We start from the raw sequence: 16,229 nt of genomic DNA, 5'->3' as shown, positions 1-16,229 counted from the left end.
GTGCTGGATCAGGGCAGCCAGATCATTGGGGCTGCAGCTCCATGCTGCGGATGGTGCGCCATGCGCTTCACGGTTTCGAGATGCTTCGGATCCATGCCCGCAATGGCATCGTCCGAAAAGGCGCCCATCAGATCGCGATCAGGCCTGGTGGCCAGCATCAGGCTGCTGCCATCGGTATGCATGTCATCGCATCTTTGTCCAGGGAGTCATCGAAGAAGGTGTGATGCATACTGACGCTAATAAGTGCTCGCTGACCTGGTGACCAGTCATTACATAGCAACCAGCTCGGCTTGCGCTGAAAGCAGGGGAAATACATCGCATTTCTCCACTAGATTCCCCTATCACAACCCTACACAATAATCAGCGGAAACCAGTTCTCAGATCGTCAATACGTCTCGGGCGTCAGGAGCTTTCTCGGCCCAACACTCCCACCCCTCTGATCTGATCTCTACCCGCAGAATCGAAGTTGACTGAATCATTCCGCCATCGAATCGAGGCGTTCCGCCGTTGAATCATGCCCAGGCCCGTGCCAGCATGATGTTCATCGCCCTACCTGACTGGAGCCATGAATCCACAGCGGGGACCGGAGCGCTTGATCCGCCTTGGGCAGTGGGTGGTCACGCTGTTGTTTGCCTACTTCCTGATCCAGGTGGGCGCCAGCCTGATCGCCGATCTGCCGCTGCTGTCCCGTCAGCCGCAGCCCGACGACTTTCTGGATCGCGCCGTGATCGAGCGACTCCAGCAGGAGATCCGCCCCACGGAAGCCCGCATGGAGCGGATCCGGTCCCAGCTGTCGGCGGTGCAGGCGGAGCTCCAGGCGGCTGATCAGTCCTACGCACGAGCGCGCACCAGCTTCGAGAACTGGCGGGCGGCCCGCTCCACCACCGAACAGGCGGACCAGAACCCGGCCGTGCTGCAGAGGGCGGCTGAGCTGGATCGGCAGCTGAAACGCCAGGATGACATCCAGGAGCGGCTCGGCTCCCTACAGCAGCAGGAGGCGGGATTCCGACTGGCCATCCAGCCACAACAGGAGCAGATCAGCGAGCTGCGCACCCAGGCCGATCAGCGCTACCAAAGGGCGCGCCAGTGGGCGGAACTGCGGGCCTTCCTGATTCGTCTGCTGTTCGTACTGCCGGTGCTGGCCCTGGCGCTGTGGCAGTTCCGCCTTTACCGCACCAGCGACCAGTGGCCCTTCGTGTGGGGCTTCCTGTTGTTCGCCCTGTTCGCCTTCTTCTTTGAGCTGGTTCCCTACCTGCCCAGCAGTTTCGGCTCCTATATCCGCTATGGCATCGGTGCCCTGCTCACCTATCTGGGCGGCCGTGCCCTGATCCAGGCCCTGCGCAGCTACGCCGCCCGCAAGCAGGCAGAACTGGAGGCATCTCAGGAGGAACGGCGTCTCCAGATCCGCTACGAGCAGGCCATGCAGGCCCTCGGACGGCACCAGTGCCCCAGCTGCGAGCGAGCTCTGCCGAAGCTGGCGCCGGAAGTGCTGAGTTACTGCAGCTATTGCGGCCTCAACCTGGCGATGGAGTGTCCCCGCTGCAAGCTGCGTCACACCACCTTCTTCCCCTACTGCCCCTCCTGCGGTCTGGAGGCCGAACAGGCCGCCGCCGTTGCCACCGGCAACGCAGGCACCCCACCCCTGGATCTGCCCACCCCCTGACGGGGCCCGCCCCGACGGGGTTGGGCCTTGCCAAGATGCGACATCCCTGCGTCGTCTTCTGCCATGCCCCCAGCTGTGGACTGGCATCGACACTGGTATCCGGTGGCCCCTCTGGCGGATCTCGACCGCCGCCGCCCCCAGCCCTTCACCCTGCTGGAGCACGACCTGGTGCTCTGGTGGGAGGAGGCAGCCCAGCAGTGGCGCGCCTTCGCGGACGTGTGCCCCCACCGGCTGGTGCCCCTCAGCGACGGGCGGATCAATGCCAGGGGCGAGTTGGAGTGTCCGTATCACGGCTGGAGCTTCGAGGGCAGCGGCCGCTGCACCCTGATCCCCCAGGCCGAATCCGACGCCGCCCTCGCTTCGCCGCGAACGACCTGCCGCACCTACGCCACGGCCGAAGCCCAGGGCCTGCTGTTCGTGTTTGCCGGCGATCCGAACGAGGCCGCCACGGTGCCGTTGCCGCTGGTGCCGGCCCTGGAGGAACCCGGTGAACCCTGGTTGGTGCAGGACACCTTCCGGGATCTGCCGATGGATGCCCTCACCCTGCTGGAGAACGTGCTCGATGTGAGCCACGTGCCCTTCACCCACCACAAGACCGTGGGCAACCGCGCCACCGCTGCACCGGTGCGGGCCGAACTCACCAGCTTCGGGGAGGACGGATTTACGGGGCTGTGGCCGGAGGGTCCGCGCAAGGGCAGCCTCGGCAGCCAGTACACCACCTTTGCGGCGCCGGCCCTGATGTGGCACGAGCTCGACGCCAAGTCGTTCGCCCGCATTCTCACCGTGGTCTATGCGGTGCCGATCCGCCGAGGCGAGTGCCGGCTGCTGGCGCGGTTCCCGTTCCGCTTCCGCTCCCCCTGGCCGGCGCGCCTGTTGGGGCTGCGGCCCCGCTGGCTGCAGCACATCAGCAACCATCGGGTCCTGGAAGACGACCAACTGTTTCTCCACTGGCAGGAGCGGGTGCTGGAGAGCCAGGGGAGAAGTGGCGCCGCCGGCCGCGCCTACAACCTGGCCACGGGCGCCGATCTCTACGTCAAGGCCCTGCACGACTGGGTGAACCGCTTCTGCGCCGATCCGTTCCCCGATCAAGCCTTGCCGCCGCGACTGGAGCGTGAGGCGCTGATGGAGCGCTTTCACACCCATACCGAGCACTGCCAATCCTGTGGCGGCGCCCTGGCTGCAATCCGTCGCTGGAAACCCTGGCTACCGCTGCCGCTCTGGGGCAGCCTCGCCGCGATCGCCTGGTTCCACAATCTTCCTGCCTTGGTGGGAGGAGCAATCGTCGCGCTGGCGAGCGGACTGGCCGATCGTCAGCTGGCCATCTGGGAGCAAGGGCTGTTGCGCGGAGCGGGGAATCCACCGCGCAATCGCGACTGAGCAGCAGTTCTGAACAACGCGACAATGAACATCGCGGTTCTGAACAACGCGAACCTGAACATTCAGAACAAAAAAAGGGCCGCAGAAGCGGCCCACTGAACTCAGACCCCTGTGGGGGATCAGACGCTGACCGTGGCCAGTTCCGGCATGGTCAGCACACCCTGTTTGCGGATCACCACCTGCTTGTCGTCGTTCACATCGACCACGGCGGTATCGCCTTCGCCGATGCGACCGGAGAGGAATTCCTCGGCCAGGGAATCCTCAAGCAGGCGCATCACGGCGCGGCGCAGGGGCCGGGCACCGTAACTGGGGTTGTAGCCCTCTTCCACCAGGCGCTCCTTGAAGGCATCGGTGACCGAAAGTTCGATCCCTTTCTCGCGCATGCGGCCGAACACCTCCTTGAGCAGGATCTCGGCGATTTCCTTCACCTCATCGCGGCTGAGCTGACGGAAGACGATGATCTCATCGAGACGGTTGAGGAACTCAGGCCGGAAGTACTGCTTGAGTTCTTCGTTGACCAGCATGCGGATGCGGTTGTACTGGGTTTCCTCCACATCGCCGCCACCGAACTCGAAGCCGAGGCCGCCGCCGCCCTTCTCGATCACCTTCGAACCGATGTTCGAGGTCATGATGATCAGGGTGTTCTTGAAATCCACCGTGCGGCCCTTGGAATCGGTCAGGCGACCGTCTTCCAACAACTGCAGCAGCAGGTTGAACACATCCGGGTGAGCCTTCTCGATCTCGTCGAACAGCACCACGGTGTAGGGGCGCCGGCGCACCGCTTCGGTGAGCTGACCGCCTTCGTTGAAGCCCACATAGCCCGGAGGCGAACCGATCAGCTTGCTGACCGTGTGGCGCTCCATGAACTCCGACATGTCGAGGCGGATCATGGCGTCTTCGCTGCCGAAGAAATACGCCGCCAATGACTTGGTGAGCTCGGTCTTGCCGACACCGGTGGGGCCGGAGAAGATGAAGCTGGCAATCGGACGGTTGGGGTTCTTGAGGCCAACCCTGGCCCGGCGGATCGCCTTCGAGACGGCCTTCACGGCTTCGTCCTGACCGATCAGGCGCTGATGGAGGGTGTCTTCCATGTTGAGCAGCTTCACCGATTCGCTCTCGGTGAGCTTCTGCACCGGCACACCGGTCCAGGAGGCCACGATCTGGGCGATGTCTTCCTCCGTGACCAACGGATGGCGTTCGCCGTCGGTGCCGGCGACTTCGGATCTGTTGGGATCGCTGGTGGCGACCGCAACGGCGACACCACCGGTTTCAGTGGCCTCAGCGGCGCCGGCGTCAGCGGCTGGCTCCTCGTCCTTGCGGGCCTGCAGGATCGTGCGGATCTGCTCGCGCAGTTCGACTTCCTTATCGCGCAGTTCACCGGCTTTGGTGTAATCCTGCTGGCGAACCGCGTCTTCCTTTTCCTTCTGCACTCCCCGCAGCTGCTTGTCCACCTCCTTGGCCGCGGGGGGCAGCTTGGAATTGAGCAGGCGCACGCGGCTGCCGGCCTCGTCGATCAGATCGATGGCCTTGTCAGGCAGGAAGCGATCGGAAATGTAGCGGTCGCCGAGGGTGGCGGCGGCCACGAGGGCTTCATCGGAGATCTTGAGGCGGTGGTGCTGCTCATAGCGCTCCCGCAGACCGCGCAGGATCTCGATCGTGTCGACCACGGAGGGTTCGCCCACCATCACCGGCTGGAAGCGGCGCTCAAGGGCGGCATCCCGCTCGATGTGCTTGCGGTATTCATCCAGGGTGGTGGCACCGATGCACTGCAGCTCGCCGCGGGCCAGGGCCGGCTTGAGGATGTTGGCGGCATCGATGGCACCCTCGGCGGCACCGGCACCGATCAGAGTGTGGACTTCGTCGATCACCAGGATCACGTTGCCGGCACCCCGGATCTCCTCCATGATCTTCTTGAGGCGCTCCTCGAATTCGCCCCGGTACTTGGTGCCGGCCACCAGCAGGCCGATATCGAGGGTGAGAACGCGCTTATCTTCCAGGATGTCTGGTATGTCGCCGGTGATGATGCGCTGGGCCAGACCTTCGGCGATGGCGGTTTTGCCGACACCCGGCTCCCCGATCAGCACCGGATTGTTCTTGGTGCGACGACCGAGGATCTGGATCACCCGCTCGATCTCGTTCTGGCGACCCACCACCGGATCGAGCTTGCCTTCAGCGGCCTGCTGGGTGAGGTTGGAACCGAATTCATCGAGGGTGGGCGTCTTGGTGGAGCCCTTGCCGCCACTGCCGGCCGCCACCTCGGCGGTTTCGCCGAGCATGCGGATCACCTGGGTGCGCACCTTGGCCAGATCAACGCCGAGGTTTTCCAGCACCCGGGCGGCCACGCCTTCACCTTCGCGGATCAGCCCAAGCAGGAGATGCTCGGTGCCGATGTAGTTGTGGCCCAGTTGGCGGGCCTCTTCGAGGGAGAGCTCCAGCACCCGCTTGGCCCGGGGGGTGAAGGGAATCTCCACCGCCACGAAGCCGGAGCCGCGGCCGATGATCTTCTCCACCTCCACCCGGGCGTCCTTGAGGTTGACCCCCATGGACTTGAGCACCTTGGCGGCGACACCGGTGCCCTCACCGATCAGGCCCAGCAGGATCTGTTCGGTGCCCACGAAGTTGTGACCCAGGCGTCTGGCCTCTTCCTGGGCCAGCATGATCACCTTGATGGCCTTCTCGGTAAACCGCTCGAACATGGGGCGGGGCCTGCTGCACGTCTCACTAACCTATCAGGGGTAAGCGGTGAGTGCGGTGTTGCTGTGCCAGTGCGGCAGATCGCAGTGCCTTCAAGGCTTCAGGCCTGTTCAAGACATAAGACAACCAGCATGATCTTGCAGGCTTCGCAACAAGAAACGCCGGTAAACCGAACCGCTGGATCGGTGATCGGTTCGGGCGCCACCAGGGGTGGTCGATGCGCTGGCGAAGGCCGTGCTGCCCGAAGGGCGCAAGGATGCGTTCAGGTCCGAAGGTCGAGCCATTGGATCAGGGCGTCCTCGCCATTGCGGTAATAACCACGACGAATGCCCGCATCGCGGAAGCCGAAGCGGGCGTAGAGGCCACGCGCAGCGCCGTTGCCCGTCGCCACCTCGAGGGTGGCCCGGCTCGCAGCTCGCCCCCGGGCCTCCGCCAGCAGCGCCGCCAGCACCTGCTGCCCCAGGCCGAGGCGCCGCCACTGCGGATCCACCGCCACCAGCGTGATGTGCAGCTCATCAAGGATCAGCCAGCCGCAGGCCATCGCCAGCAGCGCCTCCCCCTGCCACAGCCCCACACCCGGCCTGGAGCCCTCCTGAAGCTCGGTGCGCCACTGGCTCTCCGTCCAGAGCCCCCCCAGGGCCTGCTGATCGAGCTGCACGCAGGCGGCCAGATCGGCGAGGCTGAGCGGAGCCGGATCCGCCACCTTCTTGAGGGCTTCCGTACATTCACTGCACATCGTTTCCTCGCCGCCCGGGACCCGCGCCATGGTGATGACAGCTTCCCAGCAGAGCGCCGGCCCGGAGGCAGCTGCGGCGGGCTCGGCGGCCGCAACGCCCCAGCCCTATGAGGCCGGACGCGATCTGACCAGCCCCAACCGCAACCTCACACCCCTCACCACCGAACAGGACGCTGAAGGGCGGCTGCAGGTGGGAGGCTGCGGCCTGAGCGACCTGGCCCGCACCTACGGCACACCGTTGTATGTGCTGGACGAGGCCACACTGCGGGCCACCTGCCGCGCCTACTGCGACGCCCTGGCGCTGCATTACCCCGGCCCGGCCCTGGCGCTCTATGCCTCCAAGGCGAACAGCTCCCTGGCGATCACCGCCCTTGTGGCGGCCGAGGGGCTGGGGCTGGATGCCGTGTCTGCCGGCGAACTGCTCACGGCGATTCAGGGCGGCATGCCCAGCGACCGGATCGTGCTGCACGGCAACAACAAGTCGAAGGAGGAGCTGGACCTGGCCGTGAGCCAGGGCATCACCGTGGTGGTGGACAACTGGCTGGATCTGGAGCTGCTGGCCGAGCTGGCGCCAGCCCAGGGGCAGCCGGTGCGGCTGATGCTGCGCTTCACCCCCGGCATCGAGTGCCACACCCACGAGTACATCCGCACCGGCCACCTCGACAGCAAGTTCGGCTTCGATCCCGACCAGCTCGAGACCGTGCTGCGCCATCTCAAGAGCTGCCCCTGGGCCCAGCTCACCGGCCTGCATGCCCACATCGGCTCCCAGATCTTCGAGCTGCAACCCCACCGGGATCTGGCGGGAGTAATGGCCGACGCCCTGGCCCTGGCCCGCTCCCTGGGCCACCCGGTGCACGACCTGAACATTGGCGGCGGCCTCGGCATCCGCTATGTGGCCTCCGATGATCCGCCGAGCATCGAGGAGTGGGTGCGCGGCGTGGCGGTGGCGGTGGCCGAGGCCTGCTGCGAACGCAACCTGGAGCTGCCGCGGCTGCTCTGCGAACCGGGCCGCTCCCTGGTGGCCACCGCCGGCGTGACCCTCTACACGGTGGGCAGCCGCAAGGACATCCCTGGCATCCGCACCTATCTTTCTGTTGATGGCGGCATGAGCGACAACCCGCGGCCGATCACCTATCAATCCCAGTACACCGCCGTGCTGGCCGATCGCCCCCACGCAGGTCTGCCCGGCGGCGAGCCCCCTGAAGATCAGCCGCTCGAAACGGTGACCGTGGCGGGCAAGCACTGCGAATCTGGCGATGTGCTGCTCAAGGACATCGCCCTGCCGCCGGCCGGCCGGGGCGACGTTCTGGCGGTGTTCGCCACCGGTGCCTACAACGCCTCGATGGGCTCCAACTACAACCGCATTCCCCGGCCGGCGGCGGTGCTGGTCCACGAGGGGATGGCGGAGCTGGTGCAACGGCGCGAACAGCCGGAAGACCTTCTGCGCTACGACGTGCTGCCCGCCAGGCTCCAGCCGGTAACCTGAGCATCACGAATCTCCCCCAAACGTGGCCTGGCTGAGGCTCGTCGACCCCCGCCTGCTGCTCGACCTGCTGTTCGCCACCGGTCTGGGGGTTGTGGTGCTCGGCCGGGTGACCGAATCCCGCACCCTGTGGTTGTTGCGGGGCTACCTGTTTCTGGTGGCGCTGGCCTGGGTGGTGCAGCGCTACGCCAACCTGCCGCTCACCACCAAGTTGGTGGATGCCCTGGTGCTGGCCTGCAGCCTGGCCCTGGCCATCCTCTGGCAAGGGGAGCTGCGCCGCTTGATGGAACTGCTCGGCACCGGACGGCTGGACGTGCTGTTCGGCAACAGCGGTCGCGACGGTCTGGCCTCCGGCTCGGTGGCGGTGCTGAGCGAGGCGGCCGGTCGGCTGTCCCAGAGCCGCAGGGGAGCGCTGGTGCTGGTGGATCTGGGAAGCGACCTCCGCCCCGAGGATTTTCTCAATCCCGGTATCCCGCTGGATGCGCAGCTGTCGGTGGATCTGCTGCTCAACCTGTTCGCGGCCGATACGCCCCTGCACGATGGAGCCGTGCTGGTGCGGGCCAACCGGATCATGGCGGCGGGGGTGATCCTGCCGCTCTCACGCCAGGGCAGCAACCGCTACGGCACCCGCCATCTGGCGGCCCTGGGCATCACCGAGCGCTTTGATCGCTGCCTCTGCATCGTGGTGTCGGAGGAAACGGGCACCCTGTCACTGGCCTGCCAGGGGCGGTTGCAGCGGCCGATCACCAGCAGCCGTCTGCACGACCTGCTCAGCGATGCCCTGGCTTCGTCCACGGGACGTAGCGTGGCGAAGGACACGCCGGATACCCGCGGATGAGTCGCGCCCTGGCGACCACCACACCCCACTCCCACGTGTCGCCATTACCGGCGGCTCTCGATCCAGCTCGACTGCCCACCCATGTGGCGGTGATCATGGATGGCAATGGCCGCTGGGCACGGCAGCGCGGCCTGCCGCGGGTGATGGGGCACCGGGCGGGGGTGGAATCCCTGAAGCGCACCCTGCGCCTCTGCAGCGACTGGGGCATCGGTGCTCTAACGGCCTATGCCTTCTCCACCGAGAACTGGAACCGGCCCGGGGAGGAGGTGAGCTTCCTGATGGCCCTGTTCGAGAAGGTGCTGGTGCGGGAACTGGAGGGGCTGGAGCGGGAGCAGGTGCGGATTCGCTTCCTGGGCGACCTGGAGCCCCTGCCGGAAGGGCTGCGCCAGCGCATCGCCGAAGCCACTGAGCGCACGGCGGGCAACAGCGGCATCCACTTCAACGTGTGCACCAACTACGGCGGCCGCAACGAACTGGTGCGGGCGGCGCGCCAGCTGGCCCAGCGGGTGGCGGCGGGCACGCTCGATCCCGAAGCGATCGATGAAGCCAGCTTCGCGGCCGAGCTGCACACGGCCGGCGAAGCCGATCCGGATCTGCTGATCCGCACCAGCGGCGAGCAGCGGCTGAGCAACTTCCTGCTCTGGCAACTGGCCTACGCCGAGCTCCACATCACCGATGTGCTCTGGCCCGATTTCGATCAGGAAGCCCTGCTGCACGCTCTGCTGGACTACCAGGGCCGGCAGCGCCGTTTCGGCGGCGTGGCCCCCGCGGCCTGAAGCCCAGCGGCCACAAGCCCAATGGCCTGTGCGCCGATTCCAACGCCCCACCTGAAGCCCCTGTGATCACCCGCCACGACTGGAGCCACGCCGAGATCCAGACGCTGCTGAGCCTGCCGTTGATGGATCTGCTCTGGCAGGCCCAGCAGGTGCACAGGGCCGCCAATCCGGGCTACACGGTGCAGCTGGCCTCGCTGCTGAGCGTCAAGACCGGCGGCTGCGAGGAAGACTGCGCCTATTGCCCCCAGTCGATGCACCACAGCGCCGATGTGGCCGGCCGGCCGGAACTGGAGGTGGCGCCGGTGCTGGAGCGGGCCCGGGCGGCGAAGGCGGCCGGCGCAAACCGCTTCTGCATGGGCTGGGCCTGGCGGGAGATCCGCGACGGAGCGCCGTTCGAGGCGATGCTGGCGATGGTGCAAGGGGTGAGGGAGCTGGGGCTGGAGGCCTGCGTGACCGCCGGCATGCTCACCGATCAGCAGGCCGGTCGGCTGGCAGAGGCGGGCCTCACCGCCTACAACCACAACCTCGACACCAGCCCAGAGCACTACGGCCGGATCATCACCACCCGCACCTATCAGGAGCGGCTTGAAACCCTGCAGCGGGTGCGCCGGGCCGGTGTGACCCTCTGCTGCGGCGGCATCATCGGCATGGGCGAAACGCCAGCGGATCGCGCCGGCCTGCTGCAGGTGCTGGCCAGCCTCGATCCCCATCCCGAGAGCGTGCCGATCAATGCCCTGGTGGCGGTAGAGGGCACACCGCTGGAGGAACAGCCGGCGGTGGATCCGCTGGAGCTGGTGCGGATGGTGGCGGTGGCGCGGATCCTGATGCCCCACAGCCGGGTGCGGCTGAGTGCCGGCCGCGACCAGATGAACCGCGAAGCCCAGATCCTCTGCCTGCTGGCGGGCGCCGATTCGATCTTCTACGGCGACACCCTGCTCACCACCGGCAACCCGGATGTAGCCGCAGACCAAGCCCTGCTGGCGGCAGCGGGGGTGCGGGTGGACACCGCAGAGGCGCCGCCGGCCACTGCCAAGGCCTGTGCCGCATCACCGGCCCCGGCGGTCGCCCATGCCTGACGCCCCAGCCCCAGCCCCAGCCCCAGCCCAACCCTCGGCCGCCACCGAGGTCCTGGTGGCCGCGTTCTACCGCTTCGCGGTCCTGGCAGCGGAGGAGCTACCGGATCTGCAGCAACGCTGGCGGGCCGTGGGCGAGGCCGGCGGCGTGATGGGCAGCCTGCTGCTGGCCACCGAAGGGGTGAACGGCACGGTGAGCGGCCCCAGCGCAGGCGTGGAGGCCTTGCTGGCGTCCCTGCAGAGCGATCCACGCCTGGCCGAACTCACGGTGAAGCGCAGCACGGCGCCGCGGCAGGCCTTCCGGCGCTGGAAGGTGCGGATCAAGCGGGAGATCGTGAGCATGGGTTGCCCCACGGTGCAGCTGGATGCCACACCTGTGGGCACCTACGTGGATCCCGTGCAATGGAACGCCCTGATCCACGATCCCGACACCCTGGTGATCGATACCCGCAATGACTACGAAGTGGCGATCGGCAGCTTCGAGGGGGCGATCGATCCCGGCACCGGCAGCTTCCGGGACTTTCCCCAGTGGGTGGAGCAGGAGCTGAGACCCCTGGTGGCCGAGCGGCAGCCGAAACAGCTGGCCCTGTTCTGCACCGGCGGCATCCGCTGCGAGAAAGCCACCGCCTACCTGCTCCAGCAGGGTTTCGAGGGGGTGCATCACCTGCAGGGGGGCATTCTGCGGTATCTCGAGGAGATTCCCGAGCAGGCCAGCAGCTGGCAGGGCGAATGCTTCGTGTTCGACCAGCGGGTAGCGGTGAACCACCGCCTCGAGCCCGGCGAGCACAGCCTCTGCCACGCCTGCGGCCTGCCCCTCTCACCGGCTGATCGAAGCCTGGCCAGCTATGTGGAAGGGGTGAGCTGCCGCCACTGCCTGAGTCGCTACAGCGATGCCGATCGCCAGCGCTTCGCCGACCGCCAGCGGCAGTTCGAGCGGTCCTGACCTGCCGTGGCCGCCGCCCGCACCACGCTCAATGTCCACAACCTCGAGGCCCTGGGGGCGACCCGGCTGGCGGAACTGCTGCTGGAGCTGAGCCAGGGGAATGCGGCGGCCAAGCGCCGCTTGCGGCTGGCGCTGGCGGAAGGCAGAGGCGCCGAAGAGGCGGCACAGGAGGTGCGCAAGCGCCTGCGCACGATCGACCAGGCCGGTACATTTCTCGATGCGGCCAAAGGCAGAACCCTGCTCACCGAACTGGAGGGCCAGCTGGCCGCGATCACCGGGTCGATCCGTGCAGAAGCTCCGGCCCTGGCCTACGACCTGCACTGGCAGTTGCTGGAGCTGTCGGAGGGGATCTTGGATCGCTGCCACGACGGCAGCGGCACGCTTGGCGGCTTCTTCGATCGGGTGCTTGAGGCCCTGCCGGCCAGCGTGGAGGCAGCCCAGCCGAAGCCCGAGGCCGCGGCGGAGCGGATCGCTGAGGCGCTGATGGAGTGCAACGGCTACCGCCAGCTCGATCGGCTCGTGGGGTTGCTGGCCGAGCCGCTGGGCCGGCAGGGGCTGGAGGCGCTGCGCCAGGAGTTCGCCCGCCGCGGCACGCCGGCCCGCTCGGCGGTGATGCTGGCAATCGCCGATGCCATGGGCGACGTGGAGGCCTTCGTGGGGAGCTTCAGCGCCGACGATCTGCGGCGCCCCGCCGTGGCGGCGGCGGTGGCGGAACGGCTGCTGGGGGCAGGGCGAGCCGACGAGGCGTTGGCGGCGCTGGAACGGGTGGACGCGGAGGGGCTCCAGTGGCTGGGTGCACTGCTGCGGCGTCCGCGGATCGAGGCCCTCGACGCCCTGGGCCGCCGCGAGGAGGCCCAGCAAGAACGCTGGCAGGGCTTCCTGGAAGATCTCGATGCCGACCTGCTGCGCGAGTACCTCCGCCGGCTCACTGATTTCGTGGATGTGGAGGCCGAGGAGGAGGCTCTCGATCGGGTGCTGGCCCACGAGAAGCCTCGGGCAGCCCTGGACTTCCTGCTGGCCTGGCCGGATCTGCGCCGGGCGGCGGAGCTGGTGCTGCGCCAGCCCCACAGCTGGGATGGGGAGGCCTTCGGGCTCTACGGCCCGGCCGCTGAGCAGCTGGAGGCCGGCCATCCGCTGGCCGCCACCGTGCTGCTGCGCGCGATGGTGAGCTTCGCCCTGGAGCACTCCCGCCCGAAGCGCTACCCCTACGCCGCCCAACACCTGCTCCATTGCGCCGCACTCGCTCCGCGCATCGACCACTGGCACGACCTGCCGGATCACCAGACCTTTGAAGAAGACCTGCGCCAGCGCTTCTGGCGCCGCCTTGGCTTCTGGCAGGAGGTGGATGGTCTCCAAGTGCCGCCCCATGGGCCAGGCTGATGAACATGGGCGCCAGCGTTGGGAGAAACGGAGCATTGACGACTGCGCCGATCGCACATCCGATGCCGGTGCTCTACAGCTTCCGCCGCTGCCCCTACGCCATCCGCGCCCGGCTGGCCCTGGCCGCCGCCGGTTTTGAGCCGGGGCCAAACCTGGAACTGCGGGAGGTGAGCCTGCGGGCCAAGCCGCCTGAGCTGCTGGAGGCCTCAGCCAAGGGCACGGTGCCGGTGCTGGTGGTGCCCAGAAAAAGGACCGGGTCCGGGAAGGGAAACGGTTCCGCCTCCGAAGAGAAACAGCCTGGGCTGGTGCTGGAGGAGAGCCTGGAGATCATGCAGTGGGCCCTGGAGCACCGCGACCCGCAGGGCTGGTGGATAGGCCGGAGCCAATCTGAACAGGCGGAGATCACGACGCTGATCGCCGAGAACGACGGCCGCTTCAAACACCACCTGGATCGCTTCAAGTACGCCAACCGCCATGGCGCCGAGGGGGAGCAGGAGCGGCCGATGCACCGGGCCACCGCCCTGGCGATCCTGCAGCGCTGGAGTGAACGGCTGGCGGCAACACCAGAGGGCTGGCTGCTGGGCTCCCGTTCCTCCCTGGCGGACTGGGCCCTGCTGCCCTTCGTGCGCCAGTTCCGCCTGGCCGATCCGGCAGGCTTCGATGCCGAACCAGACCTGAAGCCCCTGCAGGCCTGGCTGATGCGTTTCCTCGAAGGGCCAGAGCTGGCAACGGTGATGGCGCAACCCTGGACCCAGCCCCAGCCGTGGTTGTCGCGAGGCTGGATCTACCACCTGGCCCTGGAGAGCGACTGGCAGCCGGCGAAGCGCCAGGGCTTCTACGACCGCTCCACCCGCGCGGCAAGCCTGGCGGACGTGGGCTTCATCCACTGCTGCACGGCCGAGCAGCTTGAGGGAGTGCGGCAGCGCTTCTATGCCGATCTGGCCGATCAGCCGGGGACACTGCGGCTGCTGGTGATCGACCCGCAGCGCCTGAAAGCCGAGGTGCGCTGGGAGCTGGTGCCGGAGGTGGGGGAGGTGTTTCCCCATGTGATGGGGGTGATCGGGATGGAGGCTGTTGTGGCCTGAGAGAGAAGGGGAATGCAACAACAGCCAGATTCAGAGATAGCTGGATGATTGGCGACAAGGGCAGTCGAACACCCATGGATGCCTGCGGAGTACAGCGCGTCACCAACAAGCAGAACGACCACCAGTCAAACACTCGTAGCATTCTGCTACGGTCTAAACGCGATGCGTTGGAGATTCTCGTGATGCCAAAAGCCGCTTCTCCTGTGCGGTTACAAAGCGAGCTGATGGAGAGCGCCGCTCGGATCGGGGCCCGGCACCATCGCAGCGCTGCTGAGCAGATCGAATACTGGGCAGCGCTGGGCCGCCAGGTGGCCCGTGTGCTCGATCCAGACACGTTGCTGGACGTGGCCGCGGGTCTGACACGCCTCAGGCCTGAACCTGTTGTTGCACCGATGGTTTCGCCTGAGCAGGTGTTCGCAGCGGTGGAGGCCGATCGACAGTCCGGGGCCCTGCAACAAATCGTGAGTTCGGCGGCCTTCCGTTATCAGGCTTCGATCACCCAACCTGGCTCTCTGGAACAGATCACTCCAGACGGCACGCGCATCGTGGGGCTGTTTCGCCATGGGTTGTTTCAGCCGATCGACACCGAGCCCTCCACCGACTCGGCACCATGACAGAACCCAGGCAGCTGTGGATGCTGGTGGGCGGTAATGGAGCTGGGAAATCGACGTTCTATCGCCTCTATCTCCAGCCTCTTGGAGTGCCGTTTGTGAATGCGGATGTGCTCGCCTCGGTCGCCTATCCAGACGCACCTGAGGCGCACAGTTACGAAGCAGCCAAGCTGGCTGAAGACCAACGCAACAACCTCCTGCTCAGAGGGTTGAGCTTCTGCTTTGAAACGGTGTATTCCCATCACTCCAAGATTGACTTCGTGGGCCATGCCAAGGCCCTTGGCTACCAAGTGATCATGGTGATGATTCACCTCCAGAGTCCATCCTTGAACCAGGCTCGCATCAGCGAGCGGGTCAGCGAGGGAGGTCATGATGTACCTGCTGACAAGGTCGTGAGCCGCATCCCGAGAATGCTGAATCATGTCCGAACATCATTGCCGCTCTGCGACGTTGCCAGGGTCTACGACAACAGTTCAGCCGATCAACCCTTCCGTCCAGTCTTCACGGTGACGCACGGCCGAATCGAGCGACATTGGGATCCCTTGCCTGATTGGGCGGAGGCACTGCTCACAGGCTTCTGCAGTGGCGATTAACAGGATCAACGCATCTGAGGCCCTGGCCGTCTCTGTGCCATGACCGATGGGTCTGCGTAGCTCCCCTCCCGGATGCGGTACTGGCAAAGGGAACCTTGATCCCTGCTGGCTGCCAAGGCCCGGCTTTCGGCCTTCACCGCAGGGAGCGACCCGACAAAAGTGGTCATATGACCAACAGAGAAGGGATGATGCGTAGCCTGAATGTGGCGCAGGCCAAGGCCCAGCTCTCGGCCTTACTGGATGCGGTGGAGGCCGGTGAAGAGGTGGAAATCACCCGCCGTGGGATCCCTTGGCCAGGCTGAGGCCGGCGGTGCCGGCACCAACAGACGGGTTTGACCTGGCCGGCTTCCTGGCGACCACCACGGCCCAGCAGATGCATGCAGACCTGGAGACTGCAGCAGTGATCAGGGATCTGAGGGAAGGGGCGCGGTATTGAAGCGCATCTACCTCGACACGTCACTGCTCGTTGCTGCCTTGATTCATGAACCCGGCACAGCAGCGACCCATCGTTATCTCAGGGGTGTGGCCCAATGGCCCTGGCAGATCTCACGATGGGTGGAAGCGGAGCTGGCCTCTGCCCTGGCGATCAATCGCCGGCGAGGGGTAATCAGCTGAAGCGAACGAGAGGTGACCTGGCGCCGCTTTGACATGCTACAAGACAATCGCCTGCAGGTTCTGGAGGTGGAGCCAGCGGACTTCGAAGTGGCTGCACGCCTGTGTCTCGCCGAGGCGCCACCCTTGCGGGCTGGGGATGCGTTGCACTTGGCCCTCTGCCGGCGGCAGAACAGCTGCCTGGCCAGTCTGGGTATCCGTTCAGGGGTCGGGACAGCTCGCAGCGAACATCGGCCTTGCTGAACCCTTGACGGTGGCTTGATTCCTGGTTGCATCTCAGTCAGAGACTCCTTGCGATGATCACCCCACCGGCCGGTATTTCAGAAGCCGATTGGGCCGCCACCCCGGTGGGAGTGAAGGCTGGA

At 66.4% G+C, this 16,229-nt stretch carries 15 protein-coding genes; 13 read left to right on the top strand and 2 right to left on the bottom strand.

Annotated features, from left to right (window positions below; translation table 11 throughout):
- Positions 1 to 41 precede the first annotated feature (41 nt).
- From KQ310_RS16040 to KQ310_RS12865, 3 genes are all read left to right on the top strand, one after another.
- Positions 42 to 224, top strand: a complete 183-nt coding sequence (locus KQ310_RS16040) for a hypothetical protein (RefSeq protein ID WP_399238307.1) — start codon at positions 42 to 44, stop codon at positions 222 to 224.
- Positions 225 to 565: 341 nt separating this feature from the next.
- Positions 566 to 1,663, top strand: a complete 1,098-nt coding sequence (locus KQ310_RS12870) for a zinc ribbon domain-containing protein (RefSeq protein ID WP_259722130.1) — start codon at positions 566 to 568, stop codon at positions 1,661 to 1,663.
- Between the two features lie 63 nt (positions 1,664 to 1,726).
- Entirely contained in the window at positions 1,727 to 3,040 is a 1,314-nt protein-coding gene (locus KQ310_RS12865) for a Rieske 2Fe-2S domain-containing protein (protein WP_259722129.1), read from the top strand.
- 119 nt (positions 3,041 to 3,159) lie between these two features.
- Here the strand turns inward: KQ310_RS12865 and KQ310_RS12860 are convergent, their stop codons facing one another.
- Together KQ310_RS12860 and rimI are read right to left on the bottom strand one after the other, a co-directional pair.
- Positions 3,160 to 5,736 (bottom strand): ATP-dependent Clp protease ATP-binding subunit, encoded by a 2,577-nt coding sequence (locus KQ310_RS12860; RefSeq protein ID WP_259722128.1) that lies wholly within the window; start codon positions 5,734 to 5,736, stop codon positions 3,160 to 3,162.
- 260 nt (positions 5,737 to 5,996) lie between these two features.
- Complete coding sequence (gene rimI / locus KQ310_RS12855) at positions 5,997 to 6,500, bottom strand: ribosomal protein S18-alanine N-acetyltransferase (RefSeq protein WP_259722127.1); 504 nt, start codon at positions 6,498 to 6,500, stop codon at positions 5,997 to 5,999.
- Between the two features lie 4 nt (positions 6,501 to 6,504).
- Between rimI and lysA the strand changes: the two genes are divergently transcribed.
- The 10 genes from lysA to KQ310_RS12805 all read left to right on the top strand — a co-directional run bounded on the left by lysA (position 6,505) and on the right by KQ310_RS12805 (position 15,554).
- The gene (gene lysA / locus KQ310_RS12850; RefSeq protein WP_259722126.1) at positions 6,505 to 7,956 is read left to right on the top strand and encodes a diaminopimelate decarboxylase; all 1,452 of its coding nucleotides are present in this window, start codon (positions 6,505 to 6,507) and stop codon (positions 7,954 to 7,956) included.
- Between the two features lie 22 nt (positions 7,957 to 7,978).
- Positions 7,979 to 8,791 (top strand): diadenylate cyclase, encoded by an 813-nt coding sequence (locus KQ310_RS12845; RefSeq protein WP_259722125.1) that lies wholly within the window; start codon positions 7,979 to 7,981, stop codon positions 8,789 to 8,791.
- A complete protein-coding gene (locus tag KQ310_RS12840) occupies positions 8,788 to 9,567 on the top strand; it encodes an isoprenyl transferase (protein ID WP_259722124.1) in 780 nt (259 codons plus the stop codon). The genes KQ310_RS12845 and KQ310_RS12840 overlap by 4 nt, the downstream gene beginning before the upstream one ends.
- 62 nt (positions 9,568 to 9,629) lie before the next feature.
- A complete protein-coding gene (gene bioB / locus KQ310_RS12835) occupies positions 9,630 to 10,643 on the top strand; it encodes a biotin synthase BioB (RefSeq protein WP_259722123.1) in 1,014 nt (337 codons plus the stop codon).
- A complete protein-coding gene (locus KQ310_RS12830) occupies positions 10,636 to 11,583 on the top strand; it encodes a rhodanese-related sulfurtransferase (RefSeq protein ID WP_259722122.1) in 948 nt (315 codons plus the stop codon). The genes bioB and KQ310_RS12830 overlap by 8 nt, the downstream gene beginning before the upstream one ends.
- Before the next feature lie 6 nt (positions 11,584 to 11,589).
- Positions 11,590 to 12,963 (top strand): DUF6880 family protein, encoded by a 1,374-nt coding sequence (locus KQ310_RS12825; protein WP_259722121.1) that lies wholly within the window; start codon positions 11,590 to 11,592, stop codon positions 12,961 to 12,963.
- A gap of 62 nt (positions 12,964 to 13,025) precedes the next feature.
- Entirely contained in the window at positions 13,026 to 14,048 is a 1,023-nt protein-coding gene (locus KQ310_RS12820) for a DUF952 domain-containing protein (RefSeq protein ID WP_259722120.1), read from the top strand.
- A gap of 44 nt (positions 14,049 to 14,092) precedes the next feature.
- The gene (locus tag KQ310_RS12815; protein WP_311134738.1) at positions 14,093 to 14,662 is read left to right on the top strand and encodes a TA system antitoxin ParD family protein; all 570 of its coding nucleotides are present in this window, start codon (positions 14,093 to 14,095) and stop codon (positions 14,660 to 14,662) included.
- A 20-nt stretch (positions 14,663 to 14,682) separates the two neighbouring features.
- A complete protein-coding gene (locus KQ310_RS12810; protein WP_259722119.1) occupies positions 14,683 to 15,252 on the top strand; it encodes an AAA family ATPase in 570 nt (189 codons plus the stop codon).
- A 185-nt stretch (positions 15,253 to 15,437) separates the two neighbouring features.
- A complete protein-coding gene (locus KQ310_RS12805) occupies positions 15,438 to 15,554 on the top strand; it encodes a type II toxin-antitoxin system Phd/YefM family antitoxin (protein WP_259722118.1) in 117 nt (38 codons plus the stop codon).
- Positions 15,555 to 16,229: the final 675 nt, after the last annotated feature.

Source organism: Synechococcus sp. CS-1328 (genome assembly GCF_025128095.1).
In the GTDB taxonomy this organism is placed as follows: Bacteria; Cyanobacteriota; Cyanobacteriia; order PCC-6307; family Cyanobiaceae; genus CBW1002.
This window is presented reverse-complemented; position numbering and strand designations above follow the sequence as displayed.

Bases quoted from the DNA above. Each gene is read 5' to 3' on its own strand.
- KQ310_RS12810 (WP_259722119.1), top strand. From the start codon at position 14,683: ATGCTGGTGGGCGGTAATGGAGCTGGGAAATCGACGTTCTATCGCCTC.
- KQ310_RS12840 (WP_259722124.1), top strand. From the start codon at position 8,788: ATGAGTCGCGCCCTGGCGACCACCACACCCCACTCCCACGTGTCGCCA.
- lysA (WP_259722126.1), top strand. From the start codon at position 6,505: ATGACAGCTTCCCAGCAGAGCGCCGGCCCGGAGGCAGCTGCGGCGGGC.
- KQ310_RS12815 (WP_311134738.1), top strand. From the start codon at position 14,093: ATGATTGGCGACAAGGGCAGTCGAACACCCATGGATGCCTGCGGAGTA.
- rimI (WP_259722127.1), bottom strand. From the start codon at position 6,500: ATGGCGCGGGTCCCGGGCGGCGAGGAAACGATGTGCAGTGAATGTACG.
- KQ310_RS16040 (WP_399238307.1), top strand. From the start codon at position 42: ATGCTGCGGATGGTGCGCCATGCGCTTCACGGTTTCGAGATGCTTCGG.
- KQ310_RS12870 (WP_259722130.1), top strand. From the start codon at position 566: ATGAATCCACAGCGGGGACCGGAGCGCTTGATCCGCCTTGGGCAGTGG.
- KQ310_RS12805 (WP_259722118.1), top strand. From the start codon at position 15,438: ATGATGCGTAGCCTGAATGTGGCGCAGGCCAAGGCCCAGCTCTCGGCC.
- KQ310_RS12860 (WP_259722128.1), bottom strand. From the start codon at position 5,736: ATGTTCGAGCGGTTTACCGAGAAGGCCATCAAGGTGATCATGCTGGCC.
- KQ310_RS12865 (WP_259722129.1), top strand. From the start codon at position 1,727: ATGCCCCCAGCTGTGGACTGGCATCGACACTGGTATCCGGTGGCCCCT.
- KQ310_RS12830 (WP_259722122.1), top strand. From the start codon at position 10,636: ATGCCTGACGCCCCAGCCCCAGCCCCAGCCCCAGCCCAACCCTCGGCC.
- KQ310_RS12820 (WP_259722120.1), top strand. From the start codon at position 13,026: ATGCCGGTGCTCTACAGCTTCCGCCGCTGCCCCTACGCCATCCGCGCC.